Origin of the sequence: Sphingomonas swuensis, assembly GCF_039538045.1 — a bacterium.
GTDB lineage: Bacteria > Pseudomonadota > Alphaproteobacteria > Sphingomonadales > Sphingomonadaceae > Sphingomicrobium > Sphingomicrobium swuense.
On sequence record NZ_BAABBQ010000001.1, the window covers coordinates 1,340,818 to 1,358,505 of the forward strand.

10 protein-coding genes are annotated in these 17,688 nt (G+C 68.9%); 9 read left to right on the forward strand and 1 reads right to left on the reverse strand.

Annotated elements, in window-relative coordinates:
• Positions 1–78: 78 nt before the first annotated feature.
• The 6 genes from ABD727_RS06710 (at position 79) to addB (ending at position 10,792) form a co-directional block, all read left to right on the forward strand.
• Positions 79–3,210, forward strand: a complete 3,132-nt coding sequence (locus ABD727_RS06710; protein ID WP_344706618.1) for a TonB-dependent receptor domain-containing protein — start codon at positions 79–81, stop codon at positions 3,208–3,210.
• A 132-nt stretch (positions 3,211–3,342) separates the two neighbouring features.
• A complete protein-coding gene (locus ABD727_RS06715; RefSeq protein WP_344706619.1) occupies positions 3,343–5,697 on the forward strand; it encodes a sensor histidine kinase in 2,355 nt (784 codons plus the stop codon).
• Positions 5,697–6,146, forward strand: a complete 450-nt coding sequence (gene tsaE, locus ABD727_RS06720; protein ID WP_344706620.1) for a tRNA (adenosine(37)-N6)-threonylcarbamoyltransferase complex ATPase subunit type 1 TsaE — start codon at positions 5,697–5,699, stop codon at positions 6,144–6,146. The genes ABD727_RS06715 and tsaE overlap by 1 nt, the downstream gene beginning before the upstream one ends.
• On the forward strand, positions 6,119–7,129 hold the full coding sequence (locus tag ABD727_RS06725; protein WP_344706621.1) for an aminoglycoside phosphotransferase family protein: 1,011 nt from the start codon (positions 6,119–6,121) through the stop codon (positions 7,127–7,129). Before tsaE ends, ABD727_RS06725 begins: the two co-directional genes overlap by 28 nt.
• Positions 7,129–7,893, forward strand: coding sequence for a nucleotidyltransferase family protein (locus ABD727_RS06730; protein WP_344706622.1), 765 nt, complete (start codon positions 7,129–7,131; stop codon positions 7,891–7,893). The genes ABD727_RS06725 and ABD727_RS06730 overlap by 1 nt, the downstream gene beginning before the upstream one ends.
• Complete coding sequence (gene addB, locus ABD727_RS06735) at positions 7,880–10,792, forward strand: double-strand break repair protein AddB (protein WP_344706623.1); 2,913 nt, start codon at positions 7,880–7,882, stop codon at positions 10,790–10,792. The genes ABD727_RS06730 and addB overlap by 14 nt, the downstream gene beginning before the upstream one ends.
• A 6-nt stretch (positions 10,793–10,798) precedes the next feature.
• On the opposite strand, the gene ABD727_RS06740 is transcribed toward addB, so the two are convergent.
• Complete coding sequence (locus ABD727_RS06740) at positions 10,799–10,939, reverse strand: hypothetical protein (protein ID WP_344706624.1); 141 nt, start codon at positions 10,937–10,939, stop codon at positions 10,799–10,801.
• Between the two features lie 74 nt (positions 10,940–11,013).
• Between ABD727_RS06740 and addA the strand changes: the two genes are divergently transcribed.
• From addA to secA, 3 genes are all read left to right on the forward strand, one after another.
• Positions 11,014–14,427, forward strand: a complete 3,414-nt coding sequence (addA, locus tag ABD727_RS06745) for a double-strand break repair helicase AddA (protein WP_344706625.1) — start codon at positions 11,014–11,016, stop codon at positions 14,425–14,427.
• Positions 14,424–14,741, forward strand: coding sequence for a thioredoxin TrxA (gene trxA / locus ABD727_RS06750; protein WP_344706626.1), 318 nt, complete (start codon positions 14,424–14,426; stop codon positions 14,739–14,741). The genes addA and trxA overlap by 4 nt, the downstream gene beginning before the upstream one ends.
• 186 nt (positions 14,742–14,927) lie before the next feature.
• Positions 14,928–17,648 (forward strand): preprotein translocase subunit SecA, encoded by a 2,721-nt coding sequence (secA, locus tag ABD727_RS06755; RefSeq protein WP_344706627.1) that lies wholly within the window; start codon positions 14,928–14,930, stop codon positions 17,646–17,648.
• Positions 17,649–17,688 lie beyond the last annotated feature (40 nt).

Below are 17,688 nucleotides of genomic sequence, written 5' to 3' on the forward strand. Positions count from 1 at the left end.
TGGAACCTTAACCGTTTGCAAGAAACGAAGTGTCGGGCATGCCGCCGTCATCGGTTTCTCCAAACAGGATTCGTGTTCATGCGCTTCCAACCTACGCTTGCTTTGTCCGCGTCCGCACTCGCGCTGTCGCTCGGCCTGGCAACTCCGGCCTTTGCTCAGTCGCCCGCTCCGGCGACCCCGAACAACAATGCCTGCCAGGCCGCTCCGGGAACCCCCGAGCGCGCAAGCTGCCCGGACGACGAGCAGGTTGGTGACACCGCCGGCTCCACCAATGCCGAGGGCGCTCCGACGACCCGCAATGCCGCCGGCGAGCAGGAAATCCTGGTCACCGGTTCGCGCATTCGTCGCAACCAGTTCAACACCGCGGACTCGATCCAGCTGATCACCCGCAAGGAAGCCACCCAGTCGGGCTTCAACTCGACCGCGGAAATCCTGCAGTCGACCGCCGTCACCGGCGGCACCGCGCAGATCAACGACACCTACGGCGGCTTCGTCACCAACGGTGGCCCGGGCGTCAACACCATCTCGCTTCGTGGTCTCGGCACCACGCGCACGCTCGTCCTGCTGAACGGCCGCCGCGTCGCTCCGGCGGGTTCCCGCGGCTCGGTCGGTTCGGCCGATCTCAACGTTCTCCCGAACGCGATGATCGACCGCATCGAAGTGCTGAACACCGGCGCTTCGTCGGTCTACGGTTCGGACGCGATCGCGGGCGTCATCAACATCGTCACCCGCTCGCGCATCAACGGCCTCGTCGCCGAGGTCCAGCACAACGCCCCGCAGATCGGCGCCGGCACTAGCCGCCGCTACTCGCTGACTGGCGGCTGGACGAACAACCGTCTGCGCGTCGCGGGCTCGGTCGAGTACTTCAACCGTGACCGGATCCGCACCGGCGACGTCTCGTTCGCCCGCTGCCCGACCCAGTTCTACGGCACCAACGGCAGCGACTTCGGTGCGGGCGACTTCATCGATCCGCGCACCGGCCAGCCGAAGTGCTTCCCGCTCGAGAACGGCGGCACCACCGTCAACACGATCGGTACGCCGAACTTCAACGCCACCCCGACCAGCGGCATCGTGCTCGCTCCGGGAGTCCCCGCGGGCTACACCAGCACCTGCAACCGCTTCCGTCCGAACCCGCTGGTCACCACCGGCCCGGTCCCGGGTTACGAGTGCGTCGGCGGCGGTGCGCTCAGCACCAACATCCGCGACACCTCTTCGCCGAACTCGCTTCGCGAAGACCTGATCTCGCCGGCCAAGATCCTGACCGCCTTCGGCCAGATCGCCTACGAGAGCAGCGCGCTCGGCAACGCCGAATTCTACACCGAAGTGCTGCTTAACCGCCGCAAGTCGGAGCAGGACCAGCAGCGCCAGTTCACCATCGACTATCCGTTCGGCAGCCCGCTCATCCCGGTCGGCCTGCGTTACCCGGTGGCGTTCCTCGGCCCGCAGGCGGCCAACCCGCTGGTCTCGGTCGGTGTCCGCGTGTTCGCCGACTACGGCATCTACAACAACCGTCAGACCGTCGACTTCGCCCGCCTCAACGGCGGCGTTCGCGGCGACCTGCCGTTCCGCGACTGGCGCTACGACTTCTTCGTCGGCAAGAGCTGGTCGGACTCGGACTACACCACCGACCTGATCCTCCAGGACCGCCTCAACGCGTCGCTCGACGTCGTTGCCGGCGCCACCCCGGGGACCTTCGTCTGCCGCAACCCGATCGGCGGCTGCGTCGCGGCTCCGGTGCTTTCGCCGGCCGTTGTCGGCGGTCAGTTCCCGGCGGCCTGGTTGGACTACATCACCGATCCGGTCACCGGTAACACCAAGTATCGCGAGACCACGACGGCCTTCAACGTCGATGGTTCGCTGCTCAAGCTGCCGGCGGGCGACCTCTCGGTCGCGCTCGGCATCGAGTATCGCAAGGCCTCGATCAACGACCAGCCGAGCCCCGAGAGCGTTCGCAACAACCTCGCCGGCTTCACCTCGTCCACGCCGACCGTCGGCAAGGACTCGGTGATCGAATATTACGGCGAAGTCGAAATCCCGGTGCTCCGCAACCAGCTGATCCGTGAGTTCACGATCAACGCCTCGGCTCGCTACACCGACTACAAGTCGTACGGCGGTCAGACGACCTACAAGGTCGGTGGTCTGCTCTCGCCGACCAGCTGGCTCTCGTTCCGCGGCAGCTACGGCACTTCTTACCGCGCCCCGGCGCTGTTCGAGCAGTTCCTTGGCGCGACCACGGGCTTCCTCGGCTCGACGGGCGACCCCTGCGACAACCTCGCTTCGGTCACCAACGTGCTGGTCCGTGACCGCTGCATCAGCGAGGGCCTTCCGGTCGGAACCGGCCCGGGCTTCGCCGACACCTTCCGTCAGCGCAGCAGCATCACGGTGGTGGGCGTCGGCGGCGCCGAGGCGGGCCTGGAGGCCGAAACCTCCAAGGCGCTGACCTTCGGCGGCGTGTTCCAGCCGAACTTCTTCGGCCCGAACTTCGGCGACCTGTCGATCAGCCTCGACTACTTCCGCGTGAAGGTCGAGAACGGCGTCTCGCAGCTGACCGCGGCCAACGTGCTCAGCCAGTGCTACGCCAACCCGGAGCGGACCACCTGCGACCTCATCACGCGCTCGAACTTCGCCGCCGACGGCGCGGGCACCCTGCGCGTGATCCAGAGCTACGTGAACATCTCGGACGCGTATGTCTCGGGTCTGGACTTCAATGCTCGCTATGCTCGTGAGATCGGCCCGGGCCGGTTCCGCGCGGGTGCGGCGATCACCAAGTTCAACAACCGCTACAACCGCACCTTCCCGACCCAGACCCCGCTGAACGTCATCGGCCTCATCAACAATCCGGAATACACCGGCACGTTCGATGCGTCCTACACCGTTCGCCCGGTCTTCTTCCGCTGGTCGATGGAGTGGATCGGCAAGACCGACGCCCAGGCTTATGCCGCCGGCTTTGGCCTGACCCCGCAGAAGTATTTCTACCGGACCCCGAACTACTACCTCAACAACGTGGCGACGGGTTACGAGTCGGACGACTTCTCGATCACCTTCGGTATCCGCAACCTGTTCAACAAGAAGCCGCCGGAAATCTCGGCGGACTACACCAACCTCCTCGGCAACGTGCCGCTGGGCGCTGGTTACGACCTTCGCGGCCGGACGTTCTTCGTGAACTTCTCGGCAGCGATCGACAAGGCGCTGGGCCGCGCCGGCTTCTAAGCGCCGACACCGACCAACGAATGACAGCCGCCGGAGCGATCCGGCGGCTGTTTTCGTATCCGCTTGCGGCGCGTGCCGAATAAGGGTCGAACATCCTTCCCATTTGCCGATCCGGCTCGCTATGACCTTCGCATGACGAGCGGCTGGGCGGGGGAGACGGGCGTGGCCCTGGCGGGCATCGCCGCCTTGTGCCTGCTCGCCGCCGCGCTGCTGATCCTGGTCGCGGCGCGCCAGCTCCGCCGGGCGCATCAAGCCCAGGCCGCCCACCGGCTTGCCCGCGACCTGCTGAAGGCGAGCCCGACGCGGCCGCTGCTGATCCACCCCGACGGTTCGCTCGAGCTCGATTCCGCACTCGCGCAGGAGCTCGGAATGGCGTCGTCGCTGCCGGCGCTCGAGGCGCTGGCCGGCGAGGATCATGGGCTCGACCGCGACGACATTTCACGGCTGCGCGAGCTGCTCGCCCCGGCGGTGTTGTCGGGCGAACGGGTCGAGACACTCGTGCGGATTGCGGGCTCGGCGACGATCCTCGATGTGCGCGGGGGCGCCGCGCCACCGGGTTCGCCGCCCGGGACCATCCTCCTGTGGCTGTCCGACAGCGGTACCGCCGCAGCCGAGCGAAGCGAGTTGTCTGCTCGCCTCGCCGCGACCGAACAGGCATTCGACGCGCTCACCCACCTCATCGAGGCGGCGCCGTTCCCGATGTGGGTGCGCGGCCAGGACCTCCAGCTTGCGTTGGTCAACCGTGCCTTCGTCACCGCGGTCGAGGCAACCGACGCCGACGAAGTGGTCAAGCGCGGCATCGAACTAGTCGAGAGCGCCCGCGCCGACAGTGCCCGCCAGGGCGCGGTCGAGGCGGTCGCCGAGGGGCGGCCGATCGAGCGCCACCAGCCTGCCACGATCGGCGGCGAGCGGCGGATGCTCCGGCTGGTCGACGTGCCGCTCCCCGGTGGCGCGGTCGCTGGCTATGCGGTCGACATCCAGGAACTGGAGGACGCGAGGCTCGAGCTCGACCGCTACATCGCCAGCCAGCGGGAGCTCGCCGACCGAATGACGGCCGGCGCGGTCCAGTTCGACCCCGATCGTAGCCTGTCCTTCTACAACCGGCCGTTCGCCATCCTCTCGGGGATCGAGCATGAGTGGCTCGACGAGAAGCCCGAGTTCGACCGGCTGCTAGAGCGGATGCGCGAGAACCACCGACTGCCCGAGGTCCGCGACTTTCCCGAGTGGAAGGCCGAGCGGCGCGGCTGGTTCACCTCGGCCGAGGAAGCGCATGAGGAGGAGTGGGTGCTCGCCAACGGCGACCATCTGCGGGTCGTCGGCCAGCCGCTGCCCGATGGAAGCCTGCGGCTGATCTTCGAGGACCGGACCGAGCAGGTCCGGCTGGCGAGCGCCCGCGACACGCTGCTGCGGGTGCGCACCGCGACCTTCGACAATCTGTTCGAAGGCGTCGCGGTGTTCGCGTCGGACGGGCGGCTCTACCTGTGGAACCGCCGCTTCGGCGACTTCTGGAGCCTCGAGGAGAGCTGGCTCGCCGAGCATCCGCGGGTCGACGAGCTGGTCCCGGCCTTCGCTGCGCGACTGGTCAACCCGACCGCCGCCGCCCGGCTTCGCGAGCTGGTTCGTGCGGCGACCACCGAACGGCGCGCCGAGCAGGGCCGGATCAGCCTTGCCGACGGGCGCCACTTTGCCTTCGCCGCGGTCCCGCTGCCCGACGGCAATGCGCTTTTCACGATGATCGACGTCACCGACAGCAGCCGGATCGAGTCCGCGCTTCGCGAGCGGGCGGAAGCGCTCGAGCAGGCCGACAAGGTCCGCACCGACTTCGTCGCCAATATGAGCTACGAGCTGCGCACCCCGCTGACCTCGATCGGCGGGTTCGCCGAGATGCTCAACGGCGGTTATGCCGGCGAGCTCAGCGCGAGCGGCCGCGACTATGTCTCCGCCATCCTCGAATCGGTTGCGCGCCTGTCGCGGCTGATCGACGACGTGCTCGACCTCACCCAGGGCGAGAAGGGCGAGGTCGCGCTCGAGCGCGAGCGGGTGGACCTTGCCGGAATGGTCCGCAGCGTCGCCGAGGGGATGGAGGCGGCGGCGCGGACCAAGCGCCTCAAGCTCAAGGTCGCGGTGGGCGAAGGGACGGGCTCGGTTCTTGGCGACAGCCGCCGGCTCCGCGAGAGCCTCGAACATGTGCTGCGCAATGCCATCGCCTACACCGAGAAGGGCGAGGTGCGGGTGGTGACCCGCGGCGACGACGGTCAGGCCGAGATCCTTGTGTCGGACACGGGTCCGGGCCTCACCCCCGACGCACAAAGCCAGGTGTTCGAGCGCTTCACCCGGCTCGGCGAGGTGCGCGGCGAGGCGGCGCTCGGCCTCGGCCTCCCGCTGACCCGCCAGTTCATCGAGGCCCATGGCGGCACGGTTCAGATGTCGAGCCAGCCGGGGCAGGGGACCAACGTGCTGATCAGCCTCCCGCGTGGAAGCCGCTGATGCGGCAGCTGACCGAGGCCGAGATGGCAGACGTCGGCGCGGCGCTGGCGGCAGCGCTCCGGCCCGGCGATGTCGTCGCGCTCCACGGCGAGCTTGGTGCGGGCAAGACCACGTTGGCCCGCGCGGTGCTCCGCGCGCTCGGCCACGAGGGCGAGGTGCCGAGCCCGAGCTTTGCCATCGTCCAACCCTACGACCGGCTCGCGCTTCCGGTGACCCATGCCGACCTCTACCGGGTCGAGGATCCCGGCGAGCTGGAGGAGCTCGGGCTCGACGAGGCGCTCGACGGCGGGGTCTTGCTGGTCGAGTGGCCCGAGCGCGCGGGTGAGGCGGCCTGGCCACAGGCGCTGCGGCTCGTCCTGACGCCGGCTCCGGATGGCCGCCGTGCCTTGACTTGGGAGGTCCCGCGGTCATGGGAAGGGCGATGGCCACCGCCGCTTCCCCGACCATGATTCCGCCGCCGAGCGCGCCCGACTTCCTTGCCCGCTGCGGCTGGGAGGGCGCCCGGATCGAGCCGCTTGCCGGCGATGCGAGCTTCCGTCGCTACTTCCGGGTCCATCACCAGGGCCGCCGCGCGGTCCTGATGGATGCGCCGCCGCCGCACGAGGATCCGCGTCCGTTCATCGCGGTCGCCGAATGGCTCAGCGGGCGCGGCTTCAGCGCGCCCGACATCCTCGGCCGCGACCTCGAGGCGGGACTGCTGCTGCTCGCCGACCTCGGTGACGACCGGCTTCGCGAGACGCTCGACGAGGCGCCCACCCGCGAGGCGCAGCTGTACGAGCTCGCGACCGACCTGCTGGTCGCGCTGCACGGGCATGCGCCGATGGACGGGCTTCCTCCGCATGGGCTCTCCGAATGGCTGGCCGAACTCGACCTGTTCCCCGACTGGTATGCGCCGGCGGTCGGGATCGAGGTCGATCGCGCCTCCTATCGCGCGGCATGGGAAGAGGTGCTTGCACCGGTCGCGGCCGACGGGCTTGGTCCGGTCACGGTGCTGCGCGACTTCCATGCCGAGAACATCATGCTGGTCGGCGGCCGCGAGGGCACCGCGCACCTCGGCCTGCTCGACTTCCAGGACGCGCTCGCCGGGCATCCCGCCTACGACCTCGCAAGCGTGCTCGAGGACGCGCGGCGAGATGTCACTCCGGCGATCGAGCGTGCGATGATCGACCGCTATTCGCAGGCGACCGGCGGCGGCGAGGTCTTCGAGCGGGCCTATTGGGCGCTCGCGGCGCAGCGCAACACTCGCATCCTCGGGGTCTTCTGCCGCCTGTGGAAGCGCGACGGAAAGCCCGGCTACCGCCGCTTCCAGCCGCGCATGTGGGGGCTGCTCGAGCGCGACCTCGCCGCGCCCGGACTGGCGCCGGTGCGGCGCTGGTTCGATGCCAACGTGCCCACCGCCTCGCGGGTCGCCCCCTGGCTGGAGAACGCCTGATGACCGCCACCATCCATCGCGCGCTTCGGCTTCGTCCCGACATTCCGGCCGAAGTCCCCCGGACCGCGATGGTGATGGCCGCCGGGCTCGGCAAGCGGATGCGCCCGCTGACTGCGACCCGGCCCAAGCCGCTGGTCGAGGTCGCGGGCAAGCCGCTGCTCGACCATGTCCTCGATCGGCTTCGCGCCGCGGGGGTCGAGCGGGTGGTGGTCAACGTCCACTACCTCGCCGATTCGCTCGAGGCGCACCTCAAGGCGCGCTGCCGTGACCTCGACGTGGCGATCAGCGACGAGCGCGAGCTGCTGCTCGAGACCGGCGGCGGGCTCGTCCGCGCATTGCCGCAGATCGACTGCGATCCGTTCATCGCGGTCAACAGCGACAATTACTGGGTCGATGGGCCGAGCGACACGCTCAAGCTGCTCGCCAGCCACTGGGACTCCGAGCGGATGGACGCGCTGCTGCTGCTGGTCCCGCTCGCCCGCGCCGGCAACCACAATGGCGTCGGCGACTTCCACCTCGATCCGGGCGGACGGGTGCGGCGTCGGGCCAAGGGCAGGGTGGCGCCGTTCGTCTACACCGGCATCCAGCTGATGGCGAAGCGGCTGCTCGACGGAGCACCCGACGGGCCCTTCTCGACCAACCTCCTGTGGGACAAGGCGATCCTCGAGGGTCGCTGCTTCGGGGTCGTCCACCAGGGCCTTTGGTTCGACGTCGGAACCCCTGCGGCGATCACCGCCACCGAGCAGGCGCTTGAGCGCGACTGACGCCGGCCGCCGCCGCGTCTTTTCCATTCCCGCACAGGCGAGCTTCGCCGACGCGCTCGCCAGGGAGCTGGTCCGGCGCCATGCCGGCGATCCGCTGGCGCTCGCCCGAGGCCGGATCCTGCTTCCCAACGCCCGCGCGGTGCGGACCGTCACCGAGGCCTTCGTCCGGGCGAGCGGGACGGGGCTTCTGCTTCCGCGGCTGATCCCGATCGGCGATCCCGCGCTCGACGAGCGGATCGGGGGCGCGCTCGAGCCACCGAGCGGCCCCGCCGTTCCGCCGGCGATCGACCCGCTCACCCGACAGGCCGAGCTCGCCCGAGCGGTGCTTCGCCGACGCGGGGGATCGAGCGCCGAGGCATGGCGGCTGGCCGGCGAGCTGGCCCGGACGCTCGACCAGCTTCTGATCGAGGAAGTGGAGGTCGCCAGGCTCCGGCAGATCGAGCCCGGCAACGCCGATCTCGCTTTCCACCAGACCAATGCGCTCGAGCAATTGTCGGTCATCCTCGACGAATGGCCAGCGCAGTTGCGCGCGCTCGGACGGATCGACCTTGCCGACCGCCGCAACCTTTTGCTTCGTGACACCGCGCGGCGGTGGAAGGCGGTTCCGCCGGACGGCTTCACCATCGCCGCCGGAATCACGACGTCGGCCAAGTCGATCGCCGAACTGCTCGCCGTGGTCGCGGCGATGCCCGAGGGTGCGGTGGTCCTGCCCGGACTGGCCGACCGGCACCTGCTGTCCGACGCGCAATGGCAAGCGCTCGGCCTCGAGGAAGGGGAGCGCGACGAGCCGACCCATCCGCAATATCATCTTAAGCTTCTGCTCGGACGGATGGGGGTGAACCGCGCCGAGGTCGAGGCGTGGCCGATCGACCCGGACAGCCGGAAGCGCTCGGGCCGTGCCCGGGTCGCCAGTCTGGCGCTCACTGCGGCACGGTTCAGTCATGAATGGCAAAAGGCTGGGCGCAGTGACCGCTCGCTCGGCGGTGTGCGGCTCGCCATCCTGCCCGACCCCGCTTCGGAGGCGCAGGCGATCGCGCTCGCGCTGCGCGAGGCGCTCGAGGTCGAGGGCCGCACCGCCGCGCTGGTGACCCCCGACCGAGCGCTTGCCCGCCGCGTCGGCGCTTTGCTCCGCCGGTGGGAGATCGTCGCCGACGACAGTGCCGGAACCCCGCTCGGCCAGACCCCGCCGGGGACCCTGCTGCTCGCCATCGCAGGGGCGGCCGCCGAGCGGCTCGGACCGGTCTCCTTGCTGGGGATGCTCGGCCATCCGCTGGTCCGCTCGGGCGAGGGGCGCAAGGAGTGGCTCGACGATGTGCGCGCGCTCGATCTCGGCCTCCGCGGACCGAGGCCTGCTGCCGGGATCGAGGGCATCGACCGGATGGTCGAGGGTTCGCGGCTGCGCGGGCTGGGTGAGGCGTGGAAGCGGCTCCGGCCCGCCGTCGAGCCGCTCGAAACCATGCTCGACGGCCCGCTCGACCTTGCCGCGCTCGCCGGCCGCCTGCGCGAGGCGGGGTCCGCGCTTGCCGGCGATGCGCTGTGGAGCGGACCCGCGGGCCGCGCCGCCGCCGATCTCCTTGCCGAGGTCGAGGCGAGCGCAAGCGCCGCGGCACTCGGCGTCCTCGCCGAGGATTCGGTGCCTCTGCTCCGGCTGCTGCTCGACGGACAGGCGATCCGTCCTCCCTACGGGCAGCACCCGCGGGTGCAGATCCTCGGCCTGCTCGAGGCACGGCTGGTCAAGACCGACCTGATGGTCCTCGGCGGCCTCAACGAGGGCAGCTGGCCCGCGACCCCGGCTCCCGATCCGTGGCTTCCGGTCAAACTCAAGAAGGAGCTGGAGCTCCCCGCGCCCGACACGAGGATCGGGCTTGCCGCGCACGACTTCGCGAGCCTGCTCTGCGCCCCCGAGGTGCTCCTGACCCGCGCCCGCCGCGACGGCCGTTCGCCGACGGTCAGCAGCCGGCTGCTGCTTCGCCTGCAGGCGCTGACCGGCGGCCTCCCGCGCGACCGGCGGCTCGAAGGCTATGCGGCGGCGCTTGATGAGCCTGCCGAGGAGCGGCCTGCCAAGCAACCCGCTCCGCGCCCGCCGGTCGCCGAGCGGCCCAAGCAGATCCGGGTCACCGACCTCGACCGACTGAAGTCCGACCCGTTCGCTTTCTATGCCCGCACGATGCTTGGCCTGAGTGCGCTCGATCCCCTCGAGGCCGATCAGGATTCACGCTGGAAGGGGACGCTCGTCCACCTGATGATGGAGCAGTGGCTGAAGGAGGACGCCTGCGCGCCCGACCGGCTGCTCGACCGCGCCCGCCTGCTGCTCGCCGCCGACGACATTCACCCGATGCTCCGCGCGCTATGGGGACCGCGCCTCATCGAGGCGATCGGCAACTTCGCCGGGATCGAGGCTCGCCAGCAGGACGAGGGTCGGCGGCCGCTCGAGGCGGAGGCGGCGGGCGAAGCGACCATCTCCGGGGTGCGGCTATATGGCCGCGCAGACCGGATCGACCGCGGCGCGGACGGGCGCCTCGTCATCCTCGACTACAAGACCGGCAGTCCGCCGACCCAGAAGCAGGTCGATGAAGGTTTCGCGCTCCAGCTCGGGCTGCTCGGCATGATCGCCGAGGCCGATGGATTCCGCGAGCTTCGCGGGGCAGCCGGCGGGTTCGAATATTGGTCTCTGGCGCGCGAGAAGAAGGGGGCGAAGAGGCCCGGCTACCGCCTTGCAATGGACCAGGGCGACCCCGCCGCCTTCCTTGCCACCGCGCGACAAGTGTTCGCCGAGGCGGTCGGGCGCTGGCTAACCGGCGACGATGCCTTCACCGCCAAGCTTCGCCCCGCCTACGCCCGCTACGACGATTATGATCAGCTGATGCGGCTGGAGGAGTGGGCCGGGCGCAAGCGCTAGGCCCGCCTACTTCTTCTTGGCCTTGTGCGAGCGGGCATAGAGGAGGGCGGCGACGATCGCGGCGGAGCCAATTCCGACGGCGATTCCGGCCTTGAACGGCGTTCCCTCGCTGCCCTTGTCTGCACCTGTCTTGTCCTTGGCTGCCACGCGTCAATCTCCTCTTGATGCGCCCCCATAAACGCATGGGCATCCGGGACGGAAGCGCTAAGAGAAAGCCCAAGATGGCGCGCGTCACCAAACCCAAGAAGCTCCAGCCCGACCAGCTGGCGGCGGTCGATCCCTTCATCCACGCCTCGCTGTCGGCGAGCGCGGGGACGGGCAAGACCCAGGTGCTGACCGCCCGAGTGCTCCGCCTGCTGCTGGTCGGGGCGGCGCCCGAAAGCATCCTCTGCCTGACCTTCACCAAGGCCGCCGCGGCCGAGATGGCCGAGCGGGTCGGCCACCAGCTTGCCGCCTGGGTACGGCTCGACGACGACGATCTCGCGGACGCGCTGCAGGCGATCGGGGCCGAGCCGGGCAGGGAGGCGCTGGGAACCGCCCGCTCGCTGTTCGCGCGGGTGCTCGACTGTCCCGGCGGGCTCCGGATCCAGACCATCCACAGCTTCTGCCAGACCCTGCTGTCGGCTTTCCCTGCCGAAGCCGAGATCGGTGCCGGCTTCCGCCCGATCGAGGGCCGCGAGGAGCAGGCGCTGGTCGAGCGTACGCTCGCCACCCTCGCCGAGCAGTCGGACCGAACCGACCGCGCCTTCCTCGCCGACCTCGAGGTGCTCGCCGACCGGATGAGCGAGGAGCAGGTGCGCTCCTATTTGCGGCAGTGCGCGGCGAGCGAGGGGCTCGAACCCTTCCGGCTCCCCGAGGCGGTTGAACCCGCGCTTCGCGGGCTGGTCGGGCTCCCGCCGGAGGACATCCAGGAGCTGGTCGCGCGGCGTTGCCACGACGACGTCTTCGATTGCGACACGCTGCAGCAATTCGTCGAAGCCAACCGGACCTGGGGCACGGCGAGCGGGCAGAAGATGGTCGAGCGGATCGAGGCCTGGCTTGCGCTTCCCTCTGACCAGCGCTGCGCCGACCTTTCGGACTTCGCGCATGCCACGCTGCTGACCGGCAAGGGTGAGCGGCGCAAGGTCAAGTCGCTGATCAAGCACTGGCCGGAGGCCGAGGAAGGCTGCGACCGGCTGTGCGCCGAACTGGAGGAGCTGCTCTCGCTGCTCCGCCGCGACGCGCTGATCCGGACGATGGCCGCCGGGCTTCGCGCCGGTGCGCGCTTCGGAGTGGCCTATGCCGCGGCCAAGCGCGCCGGGGGGCTCGCCGACTTCGACGACCTCATTCGCTGGACCCGCGACCTTCTCGCGAAGCCGGGGATCGGCGAGTGGGTCAGGTTCAAGCTCGACCGGCGGACCGACCACCTGCTGGTCGACGAGGCGCAGGACACCAATGCCGCCCAGTGGGCGATCGTGAAGGCGCTGGTCGAGGAATATTGGGCCGGGCAGGGGAGCGGGTCCGAGCATCGCACCCTGTTCATCGTCGGCGACTTCAAGCAGGCGATCTACGGCTTTCAGGGCACCGACCCGAAGGAGTTCGACGCCGCCCAGCGTTACTTCCGCGCCGCTGCCGAGGGCGGGCCGCTGCCGTTCAAGGACCTCTCGATCACCGCCAGCTTCCGTTCGAGCCAGGCGGTGCTGGACCTCGTCGACGAGGTGCTTCGCGAGGATGGTCCCGAGGCGCTCGGACTGACCCGCCCGCTCGAGCCGCACCGCGCCTTCCATGCCTCCCGGCCCGGCTCGGTCGAACTGCTCGTGCCCTTCTCGCTCGAACTGCCCGAGGCCGAGGAGGACGACGGCGAGGAGCAATGGGAGGATGAGGATCGGCGTGCCTATGCCGACAGCCTCGCCGCCCGTATCGCCGCATTGATCGAGGAGGCGCCGCTGCTCGCCTCGACCCGGCGGCCGCTGACCGCCGGCGACATCCTGGTCCTGCTTCGGACCCGCAACCTTGCCGGATTGCTGGTCGCGCGGCTGGCCGAGCATGGGGTTCCGACCGCCGGGGTGGATCGGCTGACCCTGTCGAAGCCGCTCGCGGTACGCGACCTGCTCTCCGCGATGCAGTTCGCGGTGCAGCCGCTCGACGACCTCAACCTGGCGGCGCTGCTGGTCTCGCCGCTGGTCGGCTGGAGCCAGGACGAGCTCTACGGCCTTGCCCATGGCGATCGCGCGCGCCTGTGGGTCGAGCTTGGCCGGCGGCGGGATGAGAACGCTCTTTATGCGACCACTCGGGCGAGCCTCCAGGAGCTGCTTGCCGCGGCTGACTATGAGGGCCCGCATGCCTTCCTCGAACGGATCCTGTCGGGCGCCATGGATGGCCGCCGTAAGCTGCTCGGTCGGCTCGGGCGCGACAAGCGCGATCCGATCGGCGAGCTGGTCGCCGCGGCCCTGACCTTCGAGGCGCAGGAGAGCGCCGGCCTGCAGCGCTTCCTCCACTGGTTCGCCAGCGGTGAGGTCGAGGTGAAGCGCGATCCCGACGCCCGGCACAATGCGGTTCGGGTGATGACCGTTCACGGCGCGAAGGGATTGGAAGCGCCGGTGGTGATCATCGCCGATGCGACCGCCGACCCCGACCAGCTCGGCGCGATCAACCCGCCATTGCTGATCGACGGCGGGCAGGGGAGCTTCCCGGTGATCCGCCCGCGCAAGTCCGAGCTGTGCGAGCCCTTCACCAGCCGGGTCGAGGAAGAGAAGGAGCGCGACCGGCAGGAGCATCTGCGATTGGGCTATGTCGCGCTGACCCGCGCGGCCGAGCGACTGATCGTCGGTGGGCTGCAACCGCGGCGGGGCGAGATCAAGCCGCTGAGCTGGCACGCCAAGGTCCGCTCGGCGCTCGAGCGGCTCGGCGCGGAGGTGCTCGACGACGGCACGCTTCGACTGGCGCGGCACGGCCCGCCGGTACTCGTGGCCGAACGGCGCAGGATCGAGCTTCCGGCCAGGGTGCTGCCCGAGTGGGCGCGGAACCCGGCTCCCGTCGAGGCGCGCCCGCCGCGTCCGCTGGCGCCCTCGCAGCTCAGCCCCGACCGCGAGAGCAGCCCGCCACCGGGACCGGGTCTGCGCGCCGCGGCCGAGCGCGGTCGCCTCCTCCACGCGCTGTTCGAGCGGCTTCCCGCCACCGTGCCGTCCGAGCGGCGGGCGGCGGCGCTGGCATGGCTCGAGCGCAACGCCGCGGTCGGCGACTTCGCGCAGCGGGTCGAGCTGGTCGATTCGGCGCTGTCAGTGATTGAGGATCCGGCCCATCGCGCGCTGTTCGCGCCCGACGCATTGGCCGAGGCGCCGATTGCCGCGACCCTGCGCGATGGCACCGTCATCGCCGGCACCGTCGATCGCCTGAGCGTGTCAGACGAGGTCGTCCGGGTGGTCGACTTCAAGACCGGGCGATCGGTCCCGGCGAGCCTTCGGCAGGTGCCCGACAGCCACTATCGGCAGATGGCCGCCTATGCCGAGGCGCTTGGCATCATCTTCCCCGGCAAGCGGATCGAGGCCGCTCTGCTCTACACCAGCGGGCCGCGGCTGATCCTTCTTCCGCTTGAGGACGTCGGGCACCCGACCCATATGGGCGTCAACTCGAATCAGGAGACGACCTCCCCATGACCAAGACCGTGACCGACCAGAGCTTCGCAACCGATGTCCTGGGCGCCGACAAGCCCGTACTCGTCGACTTCTGGGCGGAGTGGTGCGGTCCCTGCAAGATGATCGCCCCGGCGCTGGAGGAACTCAGCCAGACCATGGGCGAGCAGGTTACCATCGCCAAGCTCAACATCGACGAAAATCCCGATACGCCGGGCAAGTATGGCGTTCGCGGGATCCCCACCATGCTGCTGTTCAAGAATGGCGAGCCGGTCGCGCAGAAGGTCGGAGCGATGCCCAAGAGCCAGCTTGCCGCATGGCTTGAAGGCGTTCTGTAAGCTGTTCCCCGGCGAAAGCCGGGGTCCAGTTGCCTGCCGGCAGCAAGAAACGGACCGGGCTCCTGCCTTCGCGGGAGAAGATGGCTTTGATTGACTAGCCCCCACCCCGAACCTACATCGCCGCCACTCTGAAAACGCTCGCGCGCGGGCGCCCGTTCACTTGCCTCGCGCCCACAAGGAAGTCTGATGCTGCAATCGCTGGCCAAGTCGCTCTTCGGCTCGAGCAACGACCGATATGTCGGCAAGCTCCGCCGGATCGTGGAGGCGATCAACGGCTACGAGCCGACCATCTCGGCACTGACCGACGAGGAGCTCAGCAACCAGACGGTGATCTTCCGCCAGCGGCTGGCCAACGGCACCAAGCTCGACGACCTGCTGCCCGAGGCCTTCGCCACGGTGCGCGAGGCGGCAAAGCGGACCCTCGGCCAGCGCCACTACGACGTACAGATGATCGGCGGCATCGCGCTCCATCGCGGCGAGATCGCCGAGATGCGGACCGGCGAGGGCAAGACGCTGGTCGCGACGCTCGCGACCTATCTGAACGCGCTCCCCGGCAAGGGCGTCCACGTCGTCACGGTCAACGACTATCTCGCCCGCCGCGACGCCGAGTGGATGGGCCAGGTACACAATTTCCTCGGCCTGACTGTCGGGGTGATCGTTCCGAACCTGTCGGAGGAGGAGCGCCGCGCCGCCTATGAGGCGGACATCACCTACGCCACCAACAACGAGCTCGGCTTCGACTATCTGCGCGACAACATGAAATACAGCCGCGACCAGATGGTCCAGCGGCCGTTCAACCATGCGATCGTCGACGAGGTGGACTCGATCCTGATCGACGAGGCCCGCACCCCGCTGATCATCTCGGGCCCGACCGACGACAAGAGCGACCTCTACATCAAGGTCGACGCGCTGGTGAAGCAGCTCGGCGACGGAGACTATGACAAGGACGAGAAGCAGCGCAGCGTCGTCCTCACCGAGGAAGGCACCGAGAAGGCCGAGCGGCTGCTCGAGGAAGCCGGGCTGATCGAAGGCGCCAACCTCTACGACATCGCCAACACGCAGGTGGTCCATCACCTCAACCAGGCGCTCAAGGCGAACACCATGTTCCGCCGCGACATCGACTACATCGTCAAGGACGACAAGGTCGTCATCATCGACGAGTTCACCGGTCGGATGATGGACGGACGGCGCTGGTCGGACGGCCTTCACCAGGCGGTCGAGGCCAAGGAAGGCGTCAACATCGAGCCCGAGAACCAGACGCTCGCCTCGATCACCTTCCAGAACTACTTCCGCATGTATCCCAAGCTGTCGGGAATGACCGGGACCGCGCTCACCGAGGCGCCCGAGTTCTACGACATCTATCGGATGAACGTCGTCACCATCCCGACCCACAAGAACGTCAGCCGGGTCGACGAAGACGACGAGTTCTACAAGAACATCAACGACAAGTTCGCCGCGATCGCCAAGTCGCTCAAGCAGAAGCAGGACCTTGGCCAGCCGGTGCTGGTCGGCACCGTCTCGATCGAGAAGTCCGAGCTGCTCAGCGAATATCTCGAGAAGGAAGGCGTCAGGCACTCGGTGCTCAACGCCCGCTTCCACGAGAGCGAGGCGCACATCGTCGCCCAGGCGGGCCGCATGGGGGCGGTGACCATCGCCACCAACATGGCCGGCCGCGGCACCGACATCCAGCTCGGCGGGAACATCGAGTTTCGCATCGAGGACGAACTCAAGGACATGCCCGAGGGCCCCGAACGCGACGCCGCGATCGAGAAGATCCGTGAGGAAGTGCAGGCCGAGCGCGAACAGGTGCGCTCGGTCGGCGGGCTGTTCGTGCTCGGCACCGAGCGTCACGAATCGCGCCGCATCGACAACCAGCTGCGCGGCCGTTCGGGCCGCCAGGGCGATCCGGGCCTCAGCCGCTTCTACCTCAGCCTCGACGACGACCTGCTGCGCATCTTCGGCCCGCAGACCGCCTTTGCCCGCCTGATGGAGAAGAACCTCGAGGACGGCGAAGCGATCGTCAGCCCGTGGATCTCGAAGGCGATCGAGACCGCGCAAAAGAAGGTCGAGGCGCGCAACTACGACATCCGCAAGCAGGTCGTCGAATTCGACGACGTGATGAACGACCAGCGCAAGGTCATTTACGAGCAGCGCGCCGAGATCATGGATGCCGAGCATGTCTCGGACGTGGTCACCGACATGCGCGCCGAGACCGTCACCAGCCTGGTCGCCGCGCATTGCCCGGCCGGGACCTACCCCGAGCAGTGGGACGTCGCCGGCCTCAAGGAGAGCCTCGACGTCGTGCTCGGCCTCCAGCCGCCGGTCGACGACTGGCTCAAGGAGGATGCGGTCGACCAGGATCTGCTGATCGAACGCATCGGCGCGCTCGCCGACGAGGCCATGATCACGAAGACCAGCGAGGTCGAGCCCGAGCGCTGGCAGGAGGTCGAGAAGACCGTCCTCATCCAGACCCTCGACCATCACTGGAAGGAGCATCTGGCGACGCTCGACGCGCTCCGCCAGGTTATCCACCTTCGTTCGTATGCGCAGAAGAAGCCGATCGACGAGTATAAGCAGGAGGCTTTCCTGCTGTTCGAGCGGCTGCTGGTCGCGATCCGCGAGGACGTCACCAAGACGCTGATGCGGGCGCAGATCGCGATGGAGCCGCCGCCCTTGCCCGAACTTCCGGCCTTCCTGACGCAGCACCTCGACCCGCTGTCGGGCTATGACGATACCGCCGACCTCGATGCCGGCGCGCGCGGGCTGGTTGGAGACTTCGGCCAGTCGCTCAACATCCCGCAGCCCGATCTTCCCGAGGGCGCGCTGGCCGAGCCGGTCAGCCGCAATGCGCCGTGCCCCTGCGGCTCGGGCAAGAAGTTCAAGCACTGCCACGGCCAGCTGGCCTAGGACCGAACCCATGAACCATCCTCGTCATCCCCGCGAAAGC

Coding starts and splice junctions, on each gene's coding strand:
- tsaE (WP_344706620.1), top strand. CDS start 5,697: ATGCGGCAGCTGACCGAGGCCGAGATGGCAGACGTCGGCGCGGCGCTG.
- ABD727_RS06710 (WP_344706618.1), top strand. CDS start 79: ATGCGCTTCCAACCTACGCTTGCTTTGTCCGCGTCCGCACTCGCGCTG.
- ABD727_RS06730 (WP_344706622.1), top strand. CDS start 7,129: ATGACCGCCACCATCCATCGCGCGCTTCGGCTTCGTCCCGACATTCCG.
- ABD727_RS06715 (WP_344706619.1), top strand. CDS start 3,343: ATGACGAGCGGCTGGGCGGGGGAGACGGGCGTGGCCCTGGCGGGCATC.
- secA (WP_344706627.1), top strand. CDS start 14,928: ATGCTGCAATCGCTGGCCAAGTCGCTCTTCGGCTCGAGCAACGACCGA.
- addA (WP_344706625.1), top strand. CDS start 11,014: ATGGCGCGCGTCACCAAACCCAAGAAGCTCCAGCCCGACCAGCTGGCG.
- trxA (WP_344706626.1), top strand. CDS start 14,424: ATGACCAAGACCGTGACCGACCAGAGCTTCGCAACCGATGTCCTGGGC.
- ABD727_RS06725 (WP_344706621.1), top strand. CDS start 6,119: ATGGCCACCGCCGCTTCCCCGACCATGATTCCGCCGCCGAGCGCGCCC.